This window comes from Aquimarina megaterium XH134 (assembly GCF_000520975.1).
GTDB lineage: Bacteria > Bacteroidota > Bacteroidia > Flavobacteriales > Flavobacteriaceae > Aquimarina > Aquimarina megaterium.
Window position 1 is genome coordinate 95035 of sequence record NZ_JACB01000006.1, and the last position, 23235, is coordinate 118269.

Below are 23235 nucleotides of genomic sequence, written 5' to 3' on the forward strand. Positions count from 1 at the left end.
AGTTTTAGGTGTTAGTTAGTACAATATACCAATGATTTATGTTACCAAAATTTTTGGGTAATGTGCCAATGGTAAAATGTTTATTTGTGGTCTCCCACAAATAATATCGTTTCCCATTTTGCATTTTATATATTCCTTTTGCCGGGATATGTAACCCAAGAACAGAGTGCTTATAATAATCGCTATTAAGAATAGCTACATCATATCCAAAATGACTAAGAATAGCATAAATAATTACAGTTCTGGTATCACAATCTCCTTTTAGGTTTCCCATAAAACTTACAGGGTTTTGGATTCCGAAAGGAATATTACCAATACAACAATCAGAGCATTCTTCTAATATCACCCGAATAGATTCTTCATATTTTTCTGGAGATTCACAATCATTTTCAAAAACAAAAGAATACGGAATATCTTGTATAAAAGTCACTACCATTTCTGCAAACTCAAATTGATTTAGTTTGTTTGAGTTTTTAATAGTAGTAAGTTCTTTCAGAATTAAATCTAGTCTCGGCGTATCAGAAGTTGCAAGATATTGATACAACTTACCCCAGGATTGCTGTTTATGTTTTTGTACAGTATTAAAATATTCTTTTCTAGAAGAAAAATAATCCTTTTCCCGAATCGAAAACTTTCCTTTAAAAGTGTTACCATAATTATCTGTCCATTGTCGGTTCTGTCGTAATAGTACTATAGAATCTCCTTCTTCCAGAGCTTTCTCTCGATAAATATATTCTGAAATATCAGATTTTTGGCTTTCTATAGATATCGGAATAGCATCCAACATATGTCGTAATCCTAGTATAGATCCCAAAACAAAAGTACTGTACAATACATAACGCCATTGAAATCTTTTTTGATTACCATCTAATTTCCCTAATAACCACGAAAGTAATAATAGCACTAATGCAAAGGCCCAGAATAAAGAAATAGAGAAAAAAGATTGTACAACACTACTGCACACCAAAGAGATTAATATGATCGCGGGAAACGAAAAACAACCTAATTTCTTTTTAATTGCCATATTTATAATGCCATTAAATTACAGCCTCTGATATCACTATGATCAAATCTACCAATAATTTCGAAACTTCCATCGGGATACGTTTTACCTAAATCCTGAGTAGCGATAAAAGAACATGAATTTATATTTGCCAGATCTATAACATTTATACCTCCTGTTTTATTAACTTCTAATTGAGTTAAAGCATCTTCAGGGTTTCTGATGGAAATTTTCATCCAGGGAGGGCAGTAAAAAAGTCCATCTTTTTTAGAATAGGCTTGCGATAATAATTCTGTCATCCCATATTCGCTATGAATTTGAGAAACTCCAAAACCATTTTTAAGAACCTTATGTAATTCTTCACGAATCATTTCTTTTCTGCGACCTTTCATACCACCGGTTTCCATAATTATCGATGCCTCGTTTAATAGTACATCATAATTCTCAACAAGATCCAATAAAGCAAACGAAACTCCCAGAAGTAGTATTTTTTTATCTTCTGCAATAAGTTGTCGAAGGGTTTCTACCAATTTTTTAGTATCATGTAAATAAAATCCACTTTGGGGATGATTACTATCATTGATCAATTTTTCGGCCATATATACCAAAGAAGAGCCATCTCTTTCTAAATAAGAAGGTAGTAGTGCTAATACTATATAATCCGTAATATCACCATAGAAATGTTGAAACCCTTTTCTAAAACTTCTTTCATACACTGTAAGATCACTAACATGATGTTTGCTAGTCACATTACCTGTTGTACCACTACTGGTAAAAACTTTATGTATTGAAGCTTTAGTGCTTACAATTTTCTCTTGTTTAAAGAATTGGATTGGCAAATATGGAATATCATCAATACATTTTACCGAAGTTTTTGCTATTCCTAAAAGATTACAAAACCTCTGATATGTTAAATTGTTGCTGTATTGATGTCTAAAAACATGTAGGGCCGATCTCTCAAAATCTGTGTTGTTTTGAATAGAAAAAATAGTATCAGCCTGCATAAGATTTGTTCAACAAATTTTGTAGAACAAAGGTATAAAAAAGAGCGCCTTTTTAGTCTTGTTTTTTTAGATTATAAAAAACAAGAGGACTCAAAAGAAAGTATTTTAATCAAAAATTATTTAATAATAAGTTTCTTAGTAGCTTTTAAATCACCTTCGGTAACTTTAATTACATATACACCAGGGTTTAAATGGGTAATATCTAATTCTCTACCAATTAAAACTTTAAAAAGCACTTTTTCTCCTAAAACTGTAAAAATTGAAACTGTTTTTGTGAGGTTTTTAGTAGAGGTAATGTATAATACACTTCCAGCAGGTGCTGGATTGGGGAACAAACGCAATCCTTCGATTTTTATGCTCTTCGAATCTTGTGTTTCGGCTATATCAGACTGTGCTTGGATTCCTGGAGCAAAGGAAAAGCAGATGAGACTAATACATGTAAGCAGCAAGTAGATTTTTTTCATACAAAAATTTATTTTGGGGCAATAAATATACAACATAAAAATTAAAAACATTACAAATTATTAGCATACTTGTGTATAAAACCCAGATTTAATGGTAGTTCTGTACACAAATTACGGTTTTCACTTACTAAGCATCTTGATTTTATTCTTACCATCAAAATTATCATTTCTATCCTTAATTTTATCTTTTTTATACTGCAGCTATACAATACTTTTTCAAAAAGACATCATCATAGATTTGATGAATTTAAAATTCTTACTAGCAAAAAAATCAAAATGAATTCAAATTTAAATTTTGTAAATCAAAAATAATGCCTGATATTTGTTTCATTATGAAGTTATAAAAGAATTATGTACATAATTGTGCGCATAGAGACCACTCGATTTAAAAGCTAAGGATTCCTTCTTTAGCACTTCTTTATTTATATTTTCAATTCGTAATTCTTATTATAATGACTCAAAAAAAACTTACACTTACCCGTATATTTTCATATTTCAAAATTGCACTAACTGGTAAAGAACAAGAATTCACTTCGGGGAGTATTCGCAGAGCAGTTTTCATGCTTTCTGTACCTATGGTTCTGGAAATGATGATGGAATCTATCTTTTTTCTTGTAGATGCATACTATGTTTCTAGTCTTGGGGCAAATGCTATTGCTACAGTAGGATTAACAGAATCTGTACTTACCCTGGTATATGCTATTGCTATTGGACTTAGTATGGGGGTTACTGCAATTGTTGCTCGCAGAGTGGGTGAAAAAGATATTAGTGGTGCCTCTCAGACAGCAATACAATCTATCCTTTTAGGGATAGTAATTGCCACTATAATTAGTGGTATAGGTATCATTTTTCCGAAAGAAATACTTGGACTTATGGGGGCCGAACCAGATCTCATCGCAGATGGATATGGCTACACTCAAGTATTATTAGGCGGAAACGTGACTATCATGCTTCTGTTTTTAATCAATGCCGTATTTAGAGGTGCAGGTGATGCTTCTGTAGCAATGCGAGTATTAATCTTTTCTAATCTATTAAATATCATTCTAGATCCGGTTTTTATTTTCGGGTTTGGTCCTGTTCCTGCTTTTGGTGTACAAGGAGCAGCAATTGCTACAACTATAGGTAGAGGTAGTGCCGTAATATTTCAGTTGCTAATTCTTTTTTATGGTTGGAGTAAGATCAAGGTGGCTTTTAAAGATATTGTTTTTAGAGCAGGAATTATGCTTAATCTTGTTAAGGTCTCTTTGGGAGGGATTGGACAATTTATTATCGGAACATCTAGCTGGGTATTCTTGATGCGAATTATGGCTGAATTTGGTAGTGAAGTACTGGCGGGGTATACTATAGCTATTAGAGTATTAATGTTTACACTTATGCCTTCTTGGGGAATGAGCAATGCTGCGGCTACATTAGTAGGTCAAAACTTAGGTGCTGCAAAGCCAGAACGTGCCGAGCAATCGGTTTGGAAAACAGGAAAATACAATGCCTATTTTATGGCTATTGTATCCATATTTTATCTCTTATTTGCAGAAGCAATTATAAGAATCTTTAGCGATGAAGCGTTAATCATAGAATATGGAGCTTTAAGTTTACGTGTAATTGCTGCTGGCTATGTATTCTATGCTTATGGAATGGTGATCATACAATCTTTTAACGGAGCAGGTGATACCAAAACTCCTACTGTCATTAATTTCTTTTGTTTTTGGGTATTTCAGTTACCTTTTGCTTACCTGGCAGCTTTAACCCTAAATTGGGGGGCAATGGGTGTATTTCTTGCGATTACCTTTGCCGAAGTTTTAATCGCAGTGATTGGAATTATCTGGTTTAAAAAAGGAAAATGGAAAGAAGTAAAAGTATAGTACTCTTCCTTAATTTAACAATAAAAAAACACCCTCATGTTTTTGAGGGTGTTTCTATAATGTGGCTAATCTATTGTAATTATTATTCTTTTACAGTATAGTTGGTCCAAGCAAATTTTGAGAAATCTGCACCAACTCCAGCTTTTACTGTTACAGTACCATCGGCAGCTACAGTAATAGCATCGTTATCTGTAGTAAAAGTACCTGTAATCGTACCTCCAACTTTATCATCACCTACATCACCTTGTTGTATAGCATTTGTAAAAGTAACTGAACCATTTCCTTTCTTATCATCTGTATCTACTCTGTTTCCAAAAGAAGCTTTACCAACTGTTCCAAAGAAAGCGTTATTAATAGTAGCTTCTGTACCTCTTCTTATTTCTGCTCCAGCTTTTAATGGAGTTATTTCAGAAAGGTTTAATACAGTAACTTTTTCGAAAGTAGGTTTAGAAACCGGAGTTGCAGCATTGTTAGAACCATTACTATCAAATTCTATACCTCTTGGATCCTCGGTAGCGTCATTAAATCCGTTTTCTCTAACTCCAAATAGATTGGTTAAAGTACCTGTGTATCCTTCTGTACCATCAAACATATCATCTTTGATATTTACACAAAGAACATTCTCTACACTTACAGTTCCACCAAAGAACTCAATACCATCATCTGCACCGTTGAAAATAGCAATGTTATTGATTGTTGTTCCGGTACCTACAGTATATAAAGAAATTCCATTAAACTCCTGATCTCCATTAATTTTGGCTCCTGTATATTCTGCAATTACATAAGTAAGAGTTCCTGAGTTATCTGCGTTATCAGTACCTCCATAGTTAAGTCCTGCAACTTCAGACTCAGCAGTTGCTCCTTTGTTAGTTGGAGTTTTTCCTGCAATTACTATTCCTCCCCAGTCACCCGGTCTTGGATTAGCTGCATCTGAAGTAAATTTTATAGGAGCAGCCGCAGTACCTTTGGCTTCAATTTTTGCTCCTTGCTCAACAGCTAAGTATACGTCAGTACCTCCGGCTTTTGCTTTTACAGTTGTTCCTGCTTCTATAGTTAAAGTCTGCCCCGATTTTACAGTTAATGGACCCGAAAGAACCCAAGATTTACTTGCCGCCAGAGTAATATCACCTGTAATATTACCTTTTAAGTCTGCTTCATCTAAATCTGGATCATCCTGAGAAGCTATCGTACCATCTTTTGTGGGTTCAGAAGGAGTCGGTGCAGGAGAATCATCATCGCTAGAACAAGAAAATATTGTTGCTGCTATTACTAATATTGGTAAAAACCTTAATTTTTTCATTTTGTTTGTTTTTGAGTTATTATTTCATTCTTAACAAAGAACCCTATAGAATCTAAATTCAGAGTAAAGGGTTCATTATGTATATGTTATATATCTTACTTTAATTTTATCTTAAGGTAAAATGCTTTTTATATGTTAAAATTTATAGTTAAGTCCTAGTGAAAAATTTATTCCTCTTTGATAAGATCTCATAACAAATTCTTGAGGTACATCCCTTATTTGTTCAATTTTGGGATTTAAGAGGTTAGTGGCTTTGAATTTAATTCCTATTTGATCATTAAACTTTCGTTCCATAATAAAATCGAGATTGGCTACAGCTTTTTGAACAATATTATTATTGAAGTTTGACCCAATACTAAATACTTTATCGGTTTGATATGCAAATACCAAGGTTGCCAAAAACTCTTTCTTGTCATTAACACTTCTATACGTGATATCACTATTGATTAAAAGCGGTGCCGCTCCTTCTAATTCAGAGTCTTTACCGGTAATAAGAATCCCCTGATCTTCAAGCTTATCTGTGTCTTTGAATTCTAAATTCGTATACATATATGTAGCATTTCCTCCAACACTTAATTTTTGAGATTTATCATCATCTGTTTCATTTTTATATATGTTCTTTTTAACCTCAATTTCAATTCCTGCTATGGTAGCATCTCCCAAATTAGCATATGTGAAGTTCCTGTCGGCTGCAGATATTCGTTCTATTCTGTTGATTGCATCGTTAACCTGTTTACCAAATACCGAAGCAGATATCAATTCATCACTTTGTGGGTATATTTCCCATTTTAAATCGATATTATAGTTATCAGATGGTTTCAATTCGGGGTTTCCAGATTCTAAATAATCAATCCCTTCATATACAAATGGTGCCACTTCCTTAAACTGAGGATATGTATAGGTCTGACTTGCTGAAAGGCGAAGTATATTTTTTTCGTTGATATTATATTTCAGATTAAGAGAAGGAAGAAAATAAGTTTCATCTATATTTAATGGTCCTCCATTATCTCTATCTGAATTTGTAAGATTGGTAAACCATTCTACCTCCATTTTTACATCTTCAAATCTTCCTCCTACACTGGCGTAAAACTTTTCAGAAAACTTGTAATCGACACCTAACGCAGCAATGTTCATAGCCTTATTAGCATCATATGTAAATGGGTCGAGAGCATTTTCTCCAAAACCAAAACCAGTTGTAAACCTAAAGACATCATTATCTAGTGCTGCCTGGTTTAAAGTAGCTTCAAGATTATTAGGGTCAATAACTATAGTACTAGGTAAATTATAATCGAAATAAATAGCTTCGAAATCCCTTGTTGTATTTCTAAAATTATACGCAAGAGTTATTTTTCCTTTATTTTCATCTTTCGCTCTTCCTCCAAAATACCTTGTTATTGTTGCTTTGGCATTAAGATCATCTTCTTTAAGGTTATGATAATAACGACTATTATTTCTCGGTGTACCAGATGCCAAGCGAGTTACATCCTCATCGGTATTAATGATAAAAATATTTCTTTTTCTATTAGGCTCATCATTCTTTACCAAGTTATAAGACACTCCCAAATCAATATCAAAAGATTTCCCTATTTCATGTTTTGAAATAAGTTGATTAACATACAATAGGTTTTGATTCTGAGTTTGCTGTACTACTCGTGCAAGTTCGCCATCGGTATCTGCAACATCTGGTTTTGTTCCTAAATAATCCTGAACTTTTTGACTATTTGAGTGTACCAAAAAGGTGTTGTAAGATATGTCATTGGATAAATTTATTTTATATTTAAAATTACCCATTGCCACCTTGGTATTAGAGTAGTCAAATTCTTCGGCACTTGTATAACTACTTCCAAAAGTACCATCGTTGTTAAAGTTTATTGAACTACCATCTTTATAGTTATATCCATTACTAAAAGAACCAACTAAGAACATAGATAGCGAGCTTTCGTCTCCAAAATTATATTTCTTTCCCCAATCTAAAGAAACACCAAGATTTAAGGGTACAATTCCAGATTTATTTGGTGCCAGATTATCATCAAAAGCATATACTGTTAAGTCTGTTAATTTTGGATCTGTATGGTCGGCTATTCCAATCCAATTAGCACCATCTATTGTTTTAAAGTCTTTATTTTCTACAGCTTGAGAATTTACTCCGCTGGATACACTTACTTTAAAACCACTTTTACCTTCAAAAACCTTACTGTTAATATTTATATTCGCGCCTCCAACGTCTCCATTCTGGTTATTAGAAAAAGCCTTACTTACTCCTAAATTCTGTATAATATCTGTAGGAAATAAGTCTAAAGAAATATTTTTATATCTAGGATCGTTTGACGGTAACGGAAGATTATTTAGGGTTGTGCTATTATATCTGTCGCCAAGTCCTCTAACATATACCTTATTAGATCCTTCTTGTTTTGCTACTCCTGATATTTTGGCAGCTGCGGCTGTTGCGTCGCTTACTCCTTTTCGCGAAAGCTCTTCTGCACCAATTTTTTGTTCTATTTGAATCGCGTTTTTCTGTTCTAAAAGCAACGCTTCTTCGCGTTCGCGATTAGTAACTACTTTTATCACAACTTCTTCTAATGCTGCTGCTGTAGCTCCCATAGTAGCATCTACCACGGCTACTTTATCTGCTTCTACTACTACATTGGGTATTTCTACTGTCTGATACCCTGTAAAACTAAATAATAGCGTATATGTCCCTACAGGAACTCCCGTAATCTCATATAATCCATCAAAATCTGTAGACGCTCCTTTAGCTGTTCCTCCTACAATTACATTAGCAAAAGGAAGAGGTTGATTGTTTGATTCTTTATCTAATAATTTTCCGGCAATAGTCCCGGTTTCTTGTGCAAAAATAGCGCCTATAAAAAATAGTGCCAGTACTGTAAATGTTTTTCTCATTATGTGTTTTCAAAATCTGATACAAATAAATACGGTTTTACAGTAATTGGCTTTACCCCACTATTATGCTTAGTTTAAGGGATTGTGATGTAGGAAAAATGAATAAAAAGGCGAAATCTGTAAGATTTTCAGGGAATTTTACGTCTAAAATTTTATACTATTAAACTACCCATAAACTATTGAATTATAAGGTTTACCCGCATCAATCGAGAGCTATTTAGCTATACTATTTTTTGGGTATCGAATATCGACAAGTATACAAAATCTGTTTTTTACAAATTATTAGAGAATTGTTATGAAGATGTTAAACCAGATAAATTCATAGAATCTGCCTTAACAATAAGATAAAATACGGTAACAGAATATAAGATAACAACGTAAGTTTTCTTTATGCTTTTAATCTTTTAATTTGATTATTAATAATTTACAAATAATCTATTCTAAAATAAACTAAAAAAAAGAAGCCTGGCTATTAGCCAAGCTTCTACAATTCAAATACTTAAATATGGGATATTATATTATTGACGAGTCCAATCTGATGTCCAGGTATCACTCTCTTGTAATGCTCCTGCATAGTTAGCAGCGTCAAAAAATGCTCCTAGTGTAGAAGGATCAAAATTATCTACACCATCTACAGCAGTAGTATACGAATAAGTTCCTCTAAAACCACTTATTTCAAAAGCACTGGGAACATCTGTTCCTGAAGGATCTTTAGAATAATTGTTAAAAGTTGCAAAATCAGCCAAATCTACTGTTGCAGTACCTGCGCTTAACTCAAAAGATGTTGAATTATCAATAACTGAGTTACGAATAGTAAGCTCATTATTATCTAAATTCGTAAATGTCTGACTATCATTTAGCTCTACTCCTTTAGAAAAACCTTTAATAATCATATTATAAATAGAAACTTTCGTTCCTCTTCTAAATAAGATAGCTTCATTTTTTCCATCTCCATCTTCTGCACCGATTAGCGTAATATTAGATAAGGTAGGATTAGAGAATGGTGTAGCAGCATTATTAGATTTTAGATTATCGCCTTCAATTCCATGATCTCCTTCTCTAGTAGATTGTTGTACAATCCAAAACTGTCCGTTTCCTACCCATCCATCGGTCCAGTCAAAAGAATCATCAGCAGCACCAGTTACTACTGCGTATTTTAAATTTACAGTTCCTCCAAAAAACTCAATTCCATCATCATTACCATTAAAAGCCTGGATATATTCTAAAGTAGTTCCACTACCCACACCATATAATGAAAGTCCATTATACTCAGAATCCGCATTAATTTTCCCTCCAGTATATTCTAAACGTACATAACGTAGTATTCCTGAGTCATCTGCTGGATCGGTTCCTCCATAGGTAAGGTTTGCAACTTCTGTTGTTGCTGTAGTACCTCTGTTGATAGGGGCTTTACCCGCTAATAATAATCCTCCCCAATCTCCAGGGTTAGGAGTAGATTTATTAGAAGTAAATACAATAGGTTGTGCTGCAGTACCTTCGGCTATAATTTTTGCTCCTTGCTCGATAGCTAGGTATGCAAACACACCACCAGTATTTCCTCCTATAATCTTTGTTCCTGGTTCTATTGTTAATGTAACTCCATCTACCACAGATACCCCCCCTCTTAGCTCGTATACTTCGCTTGATTTTAAGGTGAGATTTTCTTTAATTTCACCTTCTAATATTTCTGTTCCAGAAGTATCACCACCAGAACCTCCCTGGTTGATTGTGATATCTCCGATATTATCTTCTTGTATGGTACAAGCACTAAATAAAACTGCTGTTCCGATTACTATTCCCGTAAGTAAATTTTTAGTTTTCATTTTATATAATGATTAATTTTAGTTGTGTTTTCTGTTTATAATTAAAGTTTAAAAGTAACGCCAAGGCTAAAGTTGATTCCGTTATCAAATTTATAGGTAGTAAACTCCTGACCTAAGTCTTCCTGATCCTGGTATCGTTCTATCGATGGGTTTAATAAGTTTTTAGCTTTAAGGCTTATTTCTACATGTTTTCCAATCTCATCTTTGAAATTAAAGTTTAATACTCCAAATCCTTTTTCGAAAATATCTCCTACTCCATTTCCTCCTGCAGAATACACTCTATCTCCAAAGATGTTGAAATCTATTCCTGAAGTTATTTTATGATTATCAAAAGTCTTAGAATATGATAAATCTGTATTAACAAGAAAAGGAGAAGCTCCTTGTAATTGTCTTTCTACATTAGTTGGTGCGATATTAGAACCATTAAATGTGGTAATCGTTGGGTCAATTTCTACCTGTGTATACATTATTGTAGTATTAACACCAAAATTTAAGTTGTTCCAGATGGTTTCTTCTGTATTAAAAAGATTACCCAGATTCTTTTTAAATTCTAATTCTGCTCCAAAAATGATCGCATTATTAGAATTAATAAATGTATTTACATTTGAGGCTGAGGCTACAAATACTTTTTCGATTGGGTTTTCGATATACTTACCAAAAAGTGTAGCTGCAAGTAATTCGCCAGATTGTTCTGGAAAATGTTCCCACTTGATATCTATATTATAATTATCAGAGTTTTTTAGTATCGGATTTCCTAAAGTTGCTTCAGTAACATCTTCATCTAAGAAAGGTGCTATTTCTGTAAATTTTGGTAATGTAACTGTTTTACTAGCTGCAAAACGAAGGTTTGATGTTGAGTTTAATTCATACTTCAAGCTTATACTAGGCAGAATAAAAGTTTCATCAATTTTTCTAGTTCTAAAAGGAGATGTTTCTAAGTCTTGTTGTTCTCTATAAAACACATTTTGTTCAAACAATTCTGCTCGAACACCTCCATTGAAGGTTAGTTTCTCTGTTAATGCATATTGTAAGTTAACATACCCAGCAATGGTCGATAAATCTGCCTCATAAATTCTTGTTGGATTAAGGTTTTCTAAAACAATGTATGCTCCGTTAAGAAAATTGGTTTCATTTAATAATGCATCTGGATTATTAAAATCTACATTACTATTTCTCAAACTATTAAGGCTGTAGTTTAATTGATTAGATTCAAAATCTCTATCTTTTGATCTTCCTGCTACTCCAAAAGTTAATTTGTTTTTAAAGTTATCATCTTCATCTTTTCCAAAATTGATATCAAAATCAATTTTTCCAGAATAATCATTTTCATTTAGTTCCTGGTAAAAACGTTGGTTATTTGCTAAATCAGGACTTGTTCTGTCACCAAGCAAAAGAACACCTTCGTCAATTTCTGTAAATACCAATTGACGTCTATCGGGTATTAAGCCTTTTGCTTTGTTATAAGCAACTCCCCAACTTAATTTATACTTACTTTCTTTAAATCTATGTTCTCCCGTAAGTTGTTGTGTAAACAGGTTATTTTGTTCATACGTTCCTCTTCTGGCATAAATTGTAATATCTGCTGCTTCACTACCTATACCAATAAATTCTCTTAATTCGTCTTGAGTATCGTTTACAAATAAGGTAGTTGCCAATATTTTGTTATTAGTATTCCAGCGATACCCTAAACTTCCCAATATAGTAGTATTGGTACTATATTGATATCGATCAGTATTGTCGAAATTTGTAATTACTCCTCCTTGAGAGTTAAAAGAAGCTTCTGTTCCATCAAGTGCGGTTTTATGATCCTGACTAAAAGATGCAGTAACCAATACATCTAATTTCTGATCTTCTGCTATCGTAAAGGTTTTACCACCAGTTATACTCATACCACCATCAGGAGCATTAAATCGTTTTACCGGATTAAAAGAAGTATCAAAAGGATAGTAATCTATCTCTGTACTATTATAATTGTAATTCGGAATATCTAAGAAAACAGGAACTCTTCTAGATCCATCATCTAATCCCCATTCATCGTATTGCCCACCATTAAGTAAGAAAAAATCATTACTAACAGCATTAGAATTTACTCCCGAACTAAAACCAACTTCTAAAAAGCCTTTCCCCGGGCGATCTTTGGTATCGATATTTACACTTGCTCCAGCAAAATCACCATAAATATTAGGAGAATATGTTTTATAAATCCCTAAATTCTCAACTATATCGGTCGGAAAAATCCCAAGATCAATAAGTTTTAACTTTGGATTTAATGACGGGATAGGCAGTCCATTTAAATAGGCATTGTTATAACGATCTCCTAATCCACGAACATATAGTTTATCACTCTGTCTAGAAATACCAGTTGCTTTAGTTAAACCTGTAGCAACATCACTTACTCCTTTTTTAGAAAGTTCTTGCGCTCCTATCTTTTGTTGAATAGTCACCGCATTTTTTTGTTCTAATAAAATAGCTGCTTCAGATTCCTTTTTAGTAGTAGTTTTAATTACAACCTCATCTAGTGCAGCTGCACTTGCTGCCATTGCAGTATTAACAGTAGTAGCTTCATTTGACTTTACGATTACATCTTTAATGTCTAAAGTTTCATATCCTACAAAACTAAACTCTAGTACATATGTCCCTGGCTCCAGATTTTCAATAGTATATAAACCATCAAAATCTGTAGTCGTTCCTTTTGTTGTTCCTTTAATTAATACATTAGCAAAAGGTAAAGGTTGATTATTAGATTCCTTGTCTAATAATGTTCCGGTAATCGAACCGGTTTCTTGCGCGAAGAGTATTCCTACAAAAAATAACGCAAAAAGTGTAACAATTTTTCTCATTTAACTTGTTCTGAAATTCCCGGCAAAGAACGACAGGTAGTGTTAAATGTGTGTTATTCAAAAATTAATTATGTGTCATATTAATGTTAGGTAAATGTTATCAGTCCATGTTTATAGCATGTTTTCTTAACATTAATAATTTGTTAGAGGTGACTGTAAAGGATTGAGAATAAAAAAACAATGAGAATTTCTCTCTTCGACAAAAACTTACTTAATTGTTAAGAAAAGCCTCTGTTATATAGGGAATGTAAAAAAATATTAAAAATTTTCTAAGAGTAAAAAGTCAAATTGTAGAAGTAGTGTTGTTATTTTTTGAAGATTTTACCTACAAAAAAGACTTCCAAATTGGAAGTCTTTTTTGTGTATTTTTTGTAGTAAAATCTAGTTTTTATAATTCACAACTACATTGTCTTTACCCGACCAAGTTGTTACATCAGCAATTTGATTTTTATCATAATTTACTTCAGATAATTTATCTGCATTCCAGAAAAACCATTTTCCTGTTTTTACTCCATTATCATATTGCCCCATGGCAATTTTCTTTCCAGTAGCATCATATGATTTCCACTCTCCATGAAGCTTACCTTCTTTATTATAGAAACCTTGTTGTCTTACTGTTCCATCTTCAAAATAAAATGTACCTTTAATCTGATCTCCTTGCTTTTCAAAAGTAGGTTTTACATCCTGAGCCATTACAGTCGCCGAAAATAAAATGGCCATTGCTACTATTATCTTTTTCATGATTTTAAATGTTTTATTATTATTTGGGATGTCGACTTATATTATAAAAGTAATATTTATTTTACATTTAAACAACATTTCGGTAACATTAAATTAACATTAATCCCATAATCCACTCATCTTCACTTGTTTAGCTTGCTAAAAAACTCTCCTTTGTAATATTTAAAATTATCAATCCAGTCTTATTTTTATTATCATGACCAGTATTATATTTATACTTTTGATGACGTTAAATTATTCTGTGTCATTTTATAGGTTTATTATATTTAAATGAATAACAAGAAAAGACTTATTGAGGTTGCTATTGTTTTTTTTAAACTAGGTTGTTTTGCTTTTGGTGGTCCGGCAGCACATATTGCCATGATGGAAAATGAAGTAGTAGATAAAAGAAAATGGATGGATAAACAACATTTTCTGGATCTTATCGGAGCCACTAATCTAATTCCTGGTCCCAATTCTACCGAAATGACCATGCATTGTGGGCATGAGCGTGCAGGAACTGCTGGTCTATTTGTTGCCGGAGCCTGTTTTGTTTTTCCCGCAGTAGTTATTACAGGAGTGTTGGCCTGGTTTTATACTTCTTATGGACAGCTACCCGAGGTAACTCCTTTTATTTTTGGTATCAAACCCGCCGTACTTGCTATTATTTTATCGGCAATTCTAAAATTAGGAAAAAAAGCATTAAAAAACTGGGAACTAGGCATAATAGGAGCTTTAGTACTAGTTATTAGCTTATTGGGAGTAAATGAAGTTATTGCATTGTTAAGCGCAGGTCTTTTTGGAACACTATATTTTTATTCTAAATCCAAACTAAATACCTCACCCAAATCCATTGCCCCATTCTTCATATTTAAAATTTCTACATTTACTTTTATTAAACTTTCTTCTATAAAAGTTCTTTGGACATTTTTTAAAGTTGGCGCTATATTATATGGTAGTGGTTATGTTTTATTTGCATATCTAGATGCAGAATTAGTTACAAAAGGCTGGTTAACAAGATCAGAATTGATAGATGCCATTGCAGTTGGTCAATTTACACCAGGTCCTGTTTTATCTACCGCAACCTTTATTGGTTATCAATTAGCTGGATTTTGGGGAGCCATAGCAGCTACACTAGGAATCTTTCTTCCTTCTTTTCTTTTTGTATTACTTCTTAATCCATTAGTACCCAAAATGAGAAAATCCAAAATACTTAGCTATTTTCTCGACACTGTCAATATTGCTGCAGTTTCTATCATGTTATCGGTATTGTTTACAATGTCTTTAGATACCTTAATCGACTGGAAAGCAATACTTATTGCTTTGATAGGTGTTATTATGATTTTTGGGTTTAAGAAAGTAAATCCCATGTGGATTGTACTTGGAGGATCACTTTTGGGGTACGTGTTAAGTCTTATATAGAGCCACTTTTAACGATAGCTTAAAGTTTTGGTAACATAAAAACTCGCCAAATAAAATATTTTTGGCGAGTCGTAAGACGACATTTGTAGTTTCAAAAAATCATATTAGTTTTTGTCGACTTAGATTTTTGAAATACAGGGCTAACCGAAAACGGTTAGCCTTTTTCGTTTTTGCATAAATACTTAAAAAAAAACATCTTAATATAATCATTATAAAACATTAAGTTAACATTAACTTAACATTGGTACAGGTTCTTTGCAAGCGACAAAAACTAGTATCGATTATGAAATTAAAGAATACACTAACAGCGTTAGTTCTATTTACGCTTTGTTTTGTAAATGCTCAGGAAACTACTGAGACCAAATTTGGAAAAGGAATCTTAAATGTCGTTGCCAAAGATAGCTCGTGGAGCATGAAATTTGCAACCAGATTTCAATTACTTTCTACTACCGGTTGGGATATTAACGATAATAATTATAGTAAACCTGAAACCAACTTTCTCGTAAGAAGAGCACGTTTAAAATTTAGCGGTTTTGCTTATAGCCCAAAAATTAAATATAAAATAGAATTGGGGGTATCTAATAGAGATATTTCTGGAGCTTCAGAATTCACTAGCAATGCTCCACGTTATATTCTAGATGCTGTTATAAAGTGGAATTTCTATAAAAACTTTACACTTTGGGCCGGACAAACAAAATTGCCAGGGAACGTAGAACGTGTTATTTCTTCGGCAAACTTGCAATTAGTAGATCGTTCTAGGTTAAATAGTCGTTTTAATATAGATCGTGATTTAGGAATACAGTTAAGACATCATTTTAAATTATCAGATAAATTCATCATTAGAGAAATTTTTGCAGTTTCCCAGGGAGAAGGAAGAAATATTACCAGTGGAAATTTAGGCGGTCATCAATATACAGGAAGGCTAGAATTGTTACCTTTTGGCAAATTTAAAAGTAAAGGAGATTATAAAGGAGGAGATCTTAAGAGAGAACAAACTCCTAAATTAATGCTGGCAGCTACTTATGACTTTAATGCCGATGCTGTAAAAAACAGAAGTAATCAAGGATCTTATATGCAAACCAGTACTGGTTTTTACGAGACTAATATCTCTACCATATTTGTAGATGCTATGTTTAAGTACAAAGGGTTTTCTTTTATGGGAGAGTTTGCCGATAGAGAAGCTGATGAAGCAATTGCAGTAGAAGAAGATGGAACACCAACTGGAGATATAGTTCAGGTTGGTAATGCGATAAATCTTCAAGCTGGATATTTGTTTAAAAGTAATTGGGAAATAGCAGGACGCTATACCAATCTTAATTATGATGCAATTGTTGGAAAAAATCTTGAAGAACAATATACCCTTGGGGTATCAAAATATGTAGCTGGTCATAACTTAAAAGTTCAATCCGATATAAGTTATACCACTGAAGATGGTAATGGTAGTGGGTTAATGTATAGATTACAATTTGATATACATTTCTAAATCACAAGCTAATACATAACAGTTTGGTAACATTAAGCTGAGAATTGATTATAATATTTGCACCTTAAACAAAAAGTATGGATAATATTTATTTATTAATGGTAGTCGCGCTAGCAATATTAGCGGTTGCCGACCTTATTGTGGGAGTTAGTAATGATGCTGTTAACTTCTTAAATTCTGCTATTGGTTCTAAAGCAGTTTCTTTTAGAACGATAATGATTGTTGCCAGTATTGGTATTGCAGCTGGAGCCGTTTTCTCTAGTGGATTAATGGAAGTAGCGAGAAAAGGAATTTTTAATCCTGGTGAATTCTATTTTGATGAAATCATGATCATTTTTATGGCAGTTATGATTACCGACATTCTCCTTCTCGATTTTTTTAACACGCTGGGGATGCCAACTTCGACAACGGTATCTATTGTATTTAATCTTTTAGGAGCAGCAGTATCTATTGCACTAATTAAAATTGGAGCGGATCAAGGGTTAGCTTTTTCTGATTTAGGAAATTACATTAACACCAAGACAGCAACAAAAATTATTAGTGGTATTTTGCTCTCGGTAGTGATAGCATTCTCGGTAGGTGCTATTGTACAATTTATAACTCGTTTATTACTATCCTATAATTTTGAAAAGAAAGCTAAATGGGTTGGTGCTTTATTCGGAGGAATTGCATTAACTGCATTATTGTATTTCATTTTCATGAAAGGAATTAAAGGAACCAATTACGCCAAAGCTATAGTTGATGTTGTATATAATGGAGGTCCTGAAGGGCTATTAGATTGGGCCAATACTTATTTTGGTAGTACGTATGAAAATGTAAAGGAACTGGCAAAAGCTCAGAAAAACCTTTTCAAGATAGATGGTGATGCAGGAACAATCAAAATGACTTTAAGAGGATATTTAGAAACCTATGTATTTCAGATCGTAGCTGCCGGTTTTGTATTGTGGTCAGTATTATCTTACCTACTTATTAATTTCTTTAAAGTAAATATCTATAAGCTTATCATTATTGTAGGTACATTTGGATTAGCATTAGCTTTTTCGGGTAACGATTTGGTAAACTTTATTGGGGTACCTATAGCGGGCTGGCAATCTTATGAAGCCTGGGTAGCTTCTGGTATTCCTGCTACAGAGTTTTCTATGGATGTTTTAGCCAAAAAAGTAGACACTCCAACTTTACTACTATTTGGTTCAGGAATAATAATGGTACTTACATTATGGTTTTCAAAAAAAGCTCGATACGTTGCCGATACCGAAATTAACCTTTCTAGAGAAGGAGAAGCCAAAGAACGTTTTAAGCCAAATTTTCTATCAAGAGGTGTTGTAAGAAGTACCGTTTTGATATCTCAGGGACTAGGTATTATTACACCAAAACCTGCAATGGAGTTTATAGAAAAAAGATTTACCAAACCCGTTATAGACTTACCAAAGAATAAAAGCTACGAAATGCCTGCATTTGATATGGTAAGAGCTGCAGTAAATCTTATGGTTGCCGGAGTCTTAATTTCTATTGCAACTTCTATGGGATTACCACTTTCTACAACCTATGTTACTTTTATGGTTGCAATGGGTACCTCATTAGCAGATAGAGCTTGGGGAACAGAGAGTGCAGTATATCGTGTAGCAGGAGTGCTTAACGTAATTGGCGGATGGTTCTTTACTGCTATAAGTGCATTTGTCGCAGCTGCAACAGTAGCGTTTTTGATTAATCTTGGTGGCCCTATAATGGTTGCAGTATTATTACTTATTGCTGTATTGCTTTTGGTAAGAAACACTATTAATTATAGAAAGAGAGTTAAAGCAGAGAAAGCAGAAGATAGTCTTAAAAATTCTGAGAGCAGCTCTGTTCAAGGAGTTATCGAAGAAAGTGCAGATAATATCAAATCCTTTGTAAACAGAGGAAATAAAATTTACACAAGCACAATAGAAAGCCTTGTGAAATATGATTTAATCGCCTTAAAGAAAAGTAAAAAAGGAATTGCTAAACTAGATGAGGAAGTTGAAGAACTAAGAGACAATATTTTTTACTTTATCAAGAATCTGGATGAGTCTAGTGTAGGTGCCAGTAATTTTTATATTAATATTTTAGGGTATCTACAAGATATGTCTCAGTCTTTAGAATATATCACTAAAGCAAGTCACAAACATGTAAACAACAATCATAAAAAACTTCGATTTAATCAGATTAAAGATTTAAAAGAAATCGAAGAACAATTAAATGAGTTGTTCGGGCAAATCAAAAAAGCATTTAGTGATAGAGACTTTGATCATATTGATACCATTATTAATGAAAAACAAGAACTCTTTAATAAGGTAAATCAAAAAATTGATAAACAAGTTGCTAGAACGAGAACTGAAGAAAATAGCCCAAAAAACACCACCTTGTATTTTGGATTACTATTAGAAACCAAAGATCTTATTACCGCAACAATGAACTTGTTAGAGACCTATAGAGAACACAAATAGTAGATCTCACCACTAATAAAAATTGTAAAAAAGGCTAAATATATTGATGTTTAGCCTTTTTTATTTTTAACTTCACTATATGGATTTGGCACAAAAAATCATCACGTTAAGCAAATGTTATCTACTCACATGACAAATGTTAGCTTATCGTTACCAAATCTATATAAATATGTATACTTCGTATTAAGTGGTATATTTATCCAATGTTATGTAATGCTATACTATAATGAACAAAAAAGATATTACGATACTATTAGTTGATGATGAACCCGATATTTTAGAAATTGTTGGGTATAACCTTACTGCAGAAGGATATACAGTAATAACTGCAGAAAATGGTGTTGAAGCTGTAAAAGCTGCAAAAAAGAAAAAACCACATCTAATTATTCTTGATGTAATGATGCCAGAAATGGATGGTATAGAAGCCTGTGAGCATATAAGAAAGTTACCAGACTTGCAAAATACAATCATTACCTTCCTTACAGCACGTGGCGAAGACTATTCTCAAGTTGCTGGTTTTGATGCCGGAGCAGATGATTATATCACAAAACCCATTCGCCCAAAAGTTTTAGTAAGTAAAGTAAAAGCTCTATTAAGAAGACTTAAAGAAGAAGAGTCTTCAGACAATGTTGTTAAAATAGGAAATTTGGTCATTAACAGAGATGAATACAAAATTGTTAAAGACAAAAAAGAAATTGTATTACCAAGAAAAGAATTCGAATTACTATCTTTATTGGCCTCTAAGCCTGGCAAGGTTTTTAAGCGAGAAGATATTCTTGATAAGGTTTGGGGCAATGAAGTCATTGTAGGCGGTCGTACAATTGATGTGCACATTAGAAAATTAAGAGAGAAAATCGGCGATAATAGTTTTAAAACTATTAAAGGAGTAGGATATAAGTTTGTAGTTTAATGGCAGAAAACTTTAAAAAGTCGTATAGATTTGCATATCTATCTTCTTTATATATAACCATATTATTAACGCTCGCATTGAGCGTTTTTTTATACATTCAATCACTGTTTAATCCATTTATTATAATTGGTTTTATAGTGCTTTGTTATCTAATTTGTTTTCTCATTATTCAGTACAGGGTAGAAAAGTTTATTTATCGTAGAGTACGTAAAATCTATGATGATATCGAAATGCTGGAAGTAGATTCTATTGGAGAAGGCCCTGTAACTACAGACATGAGAACTCTTATCAAAGAAGTTGAAAAGTTTGCCCAACAAAGAAAAACAGAGATCGAAACTCTAAAAATTAGAGAAGCTTATCGTAAAGAATTTATGGGTAACGTTTCTCATGAGCTAAAAACACCCTTGTTTACTGTTCAGGGGTATATTCTTACCCTCCTCGATGGCGCAATGGATGATCCCGAAATTCTTGACAAATATTTAAATCGTGCAAACAAAGGAGTTGAACGCTTGATTTATATTGTAAATGATCTGGATATGATTACCAAACTTGAAGTAGGTGATCTTAATCTTAATTATACCAATTTTGACATTGTAGAATTAGTACAAAGTGTGTTTGATTTATATGAAATGAAAGCTGCAAAAAAGAACATTGCTCTTACGTTTGATATGAATTATGAAGAACCTATACTCGTACATGCCGATAAAGAACGTATACAACAAGTACTTTCTAATTTGATTGTAAATTCAATAAAATACGGAAAAGAAGATGGTACTACAGAAATAAGCATCGAAGATTTAATCCGTAATAAAACCATTGTTAGAATTACAGATAATGGTGAAGGAATTGCGCAAGCCCATATTCCACGACTGTTTGAGCGTTTTTATCGTGTAGACAAAAGTGGATCGCGTAAAGAAGGTGGATCTGGTCTTGGGCTAGCTATTGTAAAACACATTATCGAGGCGCATCATGAGCGCATTTATGTAGAAAGTGATTATCGAGTGGGAAGCGAATTTTCATTTACTTTGGAAAAAGTGAAAAAGTTCCCTATAGTCAATATCGGTACTAAAACTACTTAACCCTCTGTATGCATTTAAATCCCTTAGTTTTGTTAATGTAAACTCGTTCTGATTACAACTAGGAACTAGCTTATTAACCGTTAAACGCTCTGCAAGATATTCTTGCTCAAACTGTCCGGGAGTTGGTATAAAGAAAGCTTTTTTCTTCAATTTTGCAAGATCCATTACTGTTGTATATCCAGATCTTGAAATAATCAGGTTACTACTATTAATAGTATCTTCCAGATCTTTTCCAGTTAAATAATTATGAATAGTAATATTATTTTTCACATACGTCTGTTGGGTTTCTTCAATAAGTCCGCGTACAAATACAATCCTCTTATCACTTTGTTCAAATTCATAAAACAGCTTTTGCTCTAATAGCGTACGTTGTGGTTCTGGGCCAGAAAGCAATACCATAATATCATATTTTTTAGGCACAATTTGATACTCAAATCTACTTAACGGCCCAAGATAAGTCACAGGAATATTGTTTCTCTTAGGATGCCCTAACTCACCACTAAGATTAGGATCATCTGCCATATCAGGAACCCAACACACATCAAATTTTTTAATATACTTATTATGTAGTTTAGTACTAATAGAAGTAGTTTTTCCGCTTAATACAGTAAGTTGATGCGTAATAAATACCGAAGGAATACTCTTATGTCGTACTCCCATTCTGTTATCAGAGATAATACCACAAAAATTTTCCTCTTCAATGATTTTTTTTATTGCCTTTTTTTCAGCACTAATTGCATGAGCAATTTTAGGACTGTTTAACAACATCTTTAATTTGAAATTACTCCCTTTTTTAGAATACTCTATATTATAAGAAGGGAGTTCTTTGGTAAGTAGCATAGGGAACTCCTTCTTTAATAGTGATAAGGCAACCCCATCAGAAGCAATAACAGGCTCTAAACCTTCTGCTAGTAATGCATTGATAATAGGAATACATCGGGTTGCATGACCTAGTCCCCAATTAAGAGGAGCAACAAGTACTTTTTTATTCAAACGTTCTAGTATTTAAGTTGTTATAGTAACTATCAATTTGATTCTTAATAATAAAAGTAATCCTATTTTCTTATGCATATATTTCCTTAATTTTACCAAAAAATTATCTTAAGTGAAATTTTATATTCAAAAACAAGAATGTATTGATTATTTAATTGAATCTGAATGATAACAAATACAGATATTCGATATAAAAAATTACATCAACCGTATTGAAAAAGACAATATCGAAAAGAGTTAGTGTAACACAAATCGAATTTAAAAGACAAGTAAGTAAAGAAATTAAGAGGATCAGTGGGTAGTAAGAATAAATTAAAACGATTTAACGAAAACAAAACCTTTCATAATGTAGTAGAACCTACTAGAGAGGATGTAATCAATAATACATTAGGATATAAAGGAAAATGGAATGATAATTTTTTCAAAAACCAAAATCCAATCGTTCTAGAGTTAGGTTGTGGTAAAGGAGAGTATACCGTGGGGCTAGCAGAAAAATATCCTGATAAAAATTTTATTGGTATTGATATTAAAGGGGCACGTTTTTGGCGAGGAGCGAAAACCGCAATAGAAAATGAGATGTCTAACGTAGGGTTTATAAGAACTCAAATAGAATTAATCGATCATATTTTTGAAAAACAAGAGATTGATGAAATATGGATTACCTTCCCAGATCCACAGATCAAATATAAACGTACAAAACATCGATTAACCAATCATGATTTTTTACAACGTTATAAAAAAATCCTAAAACCAAACGGCATTGTACATCTTAAAACAGATAGCGAATTTATGCATGGATACACATTAGGACTATTGCATGGCGAAGGGCATAATATATTCTATTCTAATCATAATGTGTATCACAATGAAGGGTCTCCAGAAGTTGTAACTTCGATTCAAACTTTTTATGAAAAACAATATTTAGAACAAAATAAACCTATAACTTACATCCAATTTAAGATCACGTAA

16 protein-coding genes are annotated in these 23235 nt (G+C 32.8%); 7 read left to right on the forward strand and 9 right to left on the reverse strand.

Annotated features, from left to right (window positions below; all coding sequences use genetic code 11):
• Positions 1-4: 4 nt before the first annotated feature.
• From Z053_RS0107270 to Z053_RS0107280, 3 genes are all read right to left on the reverse strand, one after another.
• A complete protein-coding gene (locus tag Z053_RS0107270) occupies positions 5-1024 on the reverse strand; it encodes a hypothetical protein (RefSeq protein ID WP_025664382.1) in 1020 nt (339 codons plus the stop codon).
• Positions 1025-1026: 2 nt separating this feature from the next.
• Positions 1027-2007, reverse strand: coding sequence for a LuxE/PaaK family acyltransferase (locus Z053_RS0107275; protein WP_025664384.1), 981 nt, complete (start codon positions 2005-2007; stop codon positions 1027-1029).
• Between the two features lie 116 nt (positions 2008-2123).
• Positions 2124-2471 (reverse strand): T9SS type A sorting domain-containing protein, encoded by a 348-nt coding sequence (locus Z053_RS0107280; RefSeq protein ID WP_025664385.1) that lies wholly within the window; start codon positions 2469-2471, stop codon positions 2124-2126.
• A 452-nt stretch (positions 2472-2923) separates the two neighbouring features.
• Between Z053_RS0107280 and Z053_RS0107285 the strand changes: the two genes are divergently transcribed.
• Positions 2924-4330, forward strand: coding sequence for an MATE family efflux transporter (locus Z053_RS0107285; protein ID WP_025664386.1), 1407 nt, complete (start codon positions 2924-2926; stop codon positions 4328-4330).
• 82 nt (positions 4331-4412) lie between these two features.
• Here the strand turns inward: Z053_RS0107285 and Z053_RS0107290 are convergent, their stop codons facing one another.
• From Z053_RS0107290 to Z053_RS0107310, 5 genes are all read right to left on the reverse strand, one after another.
• On the reverse strand, positions 4413-5630 hold the full coding sequence (locus Z053_RS0107290) for a hypothetical protein (protein WP_025664387.1): 1218 nt from the start codon (positions 5628-5630) through the stop codon (positions 4413-4415).
• Between the two features lie 135 nt (positions 5631-5765).
• Positions 5766-8531, reverse strand: a complete 2766-nt coding sequence (locus tag Z053_RS0107295) for a TonB-dependent receptor (RefSeq protein ID WP_025664388.1) — start codon at positions 8529-8531, stop codon at positions 5766-5768.
• A gap of 518 nt (positions 8532-9049) precedes the next feature.
• The gene (locus tag Z053_RS0107300) at positions 9050-10354 is read right to left on the reverse strand and encodes a hypothetical protein (RefSeq protein ID WP_025664389.1); all 1305 of its coding nucleotides are present in this window, start codon (positions 10352-10354) and stop codon (positions 9050-9052) included.
• Positions 10355-10395: 41 nt separating this feature from the next.
• Positions 10396-13194: a TonB-dependent receptor gene (locus Z053_RS0107305; protein WP_025664390.1), complete on the reverse strand. Its 2799-nt coding sequence runs from the start codon at positions 13192-13194 to the stop codon at positions 10396-10398.
• Positions 13195-13575: 381 nt separating this feature from the next.
• Positions 13576-13935 carry a toxin-antitoxin system YwqK family antitoxin gene (locus Z053_RS0107310; RefSeq protein ID WP_025664391.1) on the reverse strand — a complete coding sequence of 120 codons (360 nt, stop codon included), beginning with the start codon at positions 13933-13935 and terminating at the stop codon, positions 13576-13578.
• Between the two features lie 270 nt (positions 13936-14205).
• Here Z053_RS0107310 and chrA point away from each other — a divergent pair, with 270 nt between their 5' ends.
• From chrA to Z053_RS0107335, 5 genes are all read left to right on the forward strand, one after another.
• The gene (gene chrA / locus Z053_RS0107315) at positions 14206-15336 is read left to right on the forward strand and encodes a chromate efflux transporter (RefSeq protein WP_025664392.1); all 1131 of its coding nucleotides are present in this window, start codon (positions 14206-14208) and stop codon (positions 15334-15336) included.
• A 283-nt stretch (positions 15337-15619) separates the two neighbouring features.
• On the forward strand, positions 15620-16819 hold the full coding sequence (locus Z053_RS0107320; protein ID WP_025664393.1) for a porin: 1200 nt from the start codon (positions 15620-15622) through the stop codon (positions 16817-16819).
• A gap of 77 nt (positions 16820-16896) precedes the next feature.
• Positions 16897-19284, forward strand: coding sequence for an inorganic phosphate transporter (locus Z053_RS0107325; RefSeq protein WP_025664394.1), 2388 nt, complete (start codon positions 16897-16899; stop codon positions 19282-19284).
• 226 nt (positions 19285-19510) lie between these two features.
• Positions 19511-20194 (forward strand): response regulator transcription factor, encoded by a 684-nt coding sequence (locus Z053_RS0107330; RefSeq protein ID WP_025664395.1) that lies wholly within the window; start codon positions 19511-19513, stop codon positions 20192-20194.
• Positions 20194-21273: a sensor histidine kinase gene (locus Z053_RS0107335; RefSeq protein WP_025664396.1), complete on the forward strand. Its 1080-nt coding sequence runs from the start codon at positions 20194-20196 to the stop codon at positions 21271-21273. The genes Z053_RS0107330 and Z053_RS0107335 overlap by 1 nt, the downstream gene beginning before the upstream one ends.
• Here Z053_RS0107335 and Z053_RS0107340 read toward each other — a convergent pair.
• The gene (locus Z053_RS0107340) at positions 21211-22266 is read right to left on the reverse strand and encodes a glycosyltransferase (protein ID WP_025664397.1); all 1056 of its coding nucleotides are present in this window, start codon (positions 22264-22266) and stop codon (positions 21211-21213) included. The genes Z053_RS0107335 and Z053_RS0107340 overlap by 63 nt on opposite strands.
• Positions 22267-22560: 294 nt before the next feature.
• On the opposite strand from Z053_RS0107340, the gene trmB reads away from it, so the two are divergent.
• Positions 22561-23235 carry a tRNA (guanosine(46)-N7)-methyltransferase TrmB gene (gene trmB, locus Z053_RS0107345; protein ID WP_025664398.1) on the forward strand — a complete coding sequence of 225 codons (675 nt, stop codon included), beginning with the start codon at positions 22561-22563 and terminating at the stop codon, positions 23233-23235.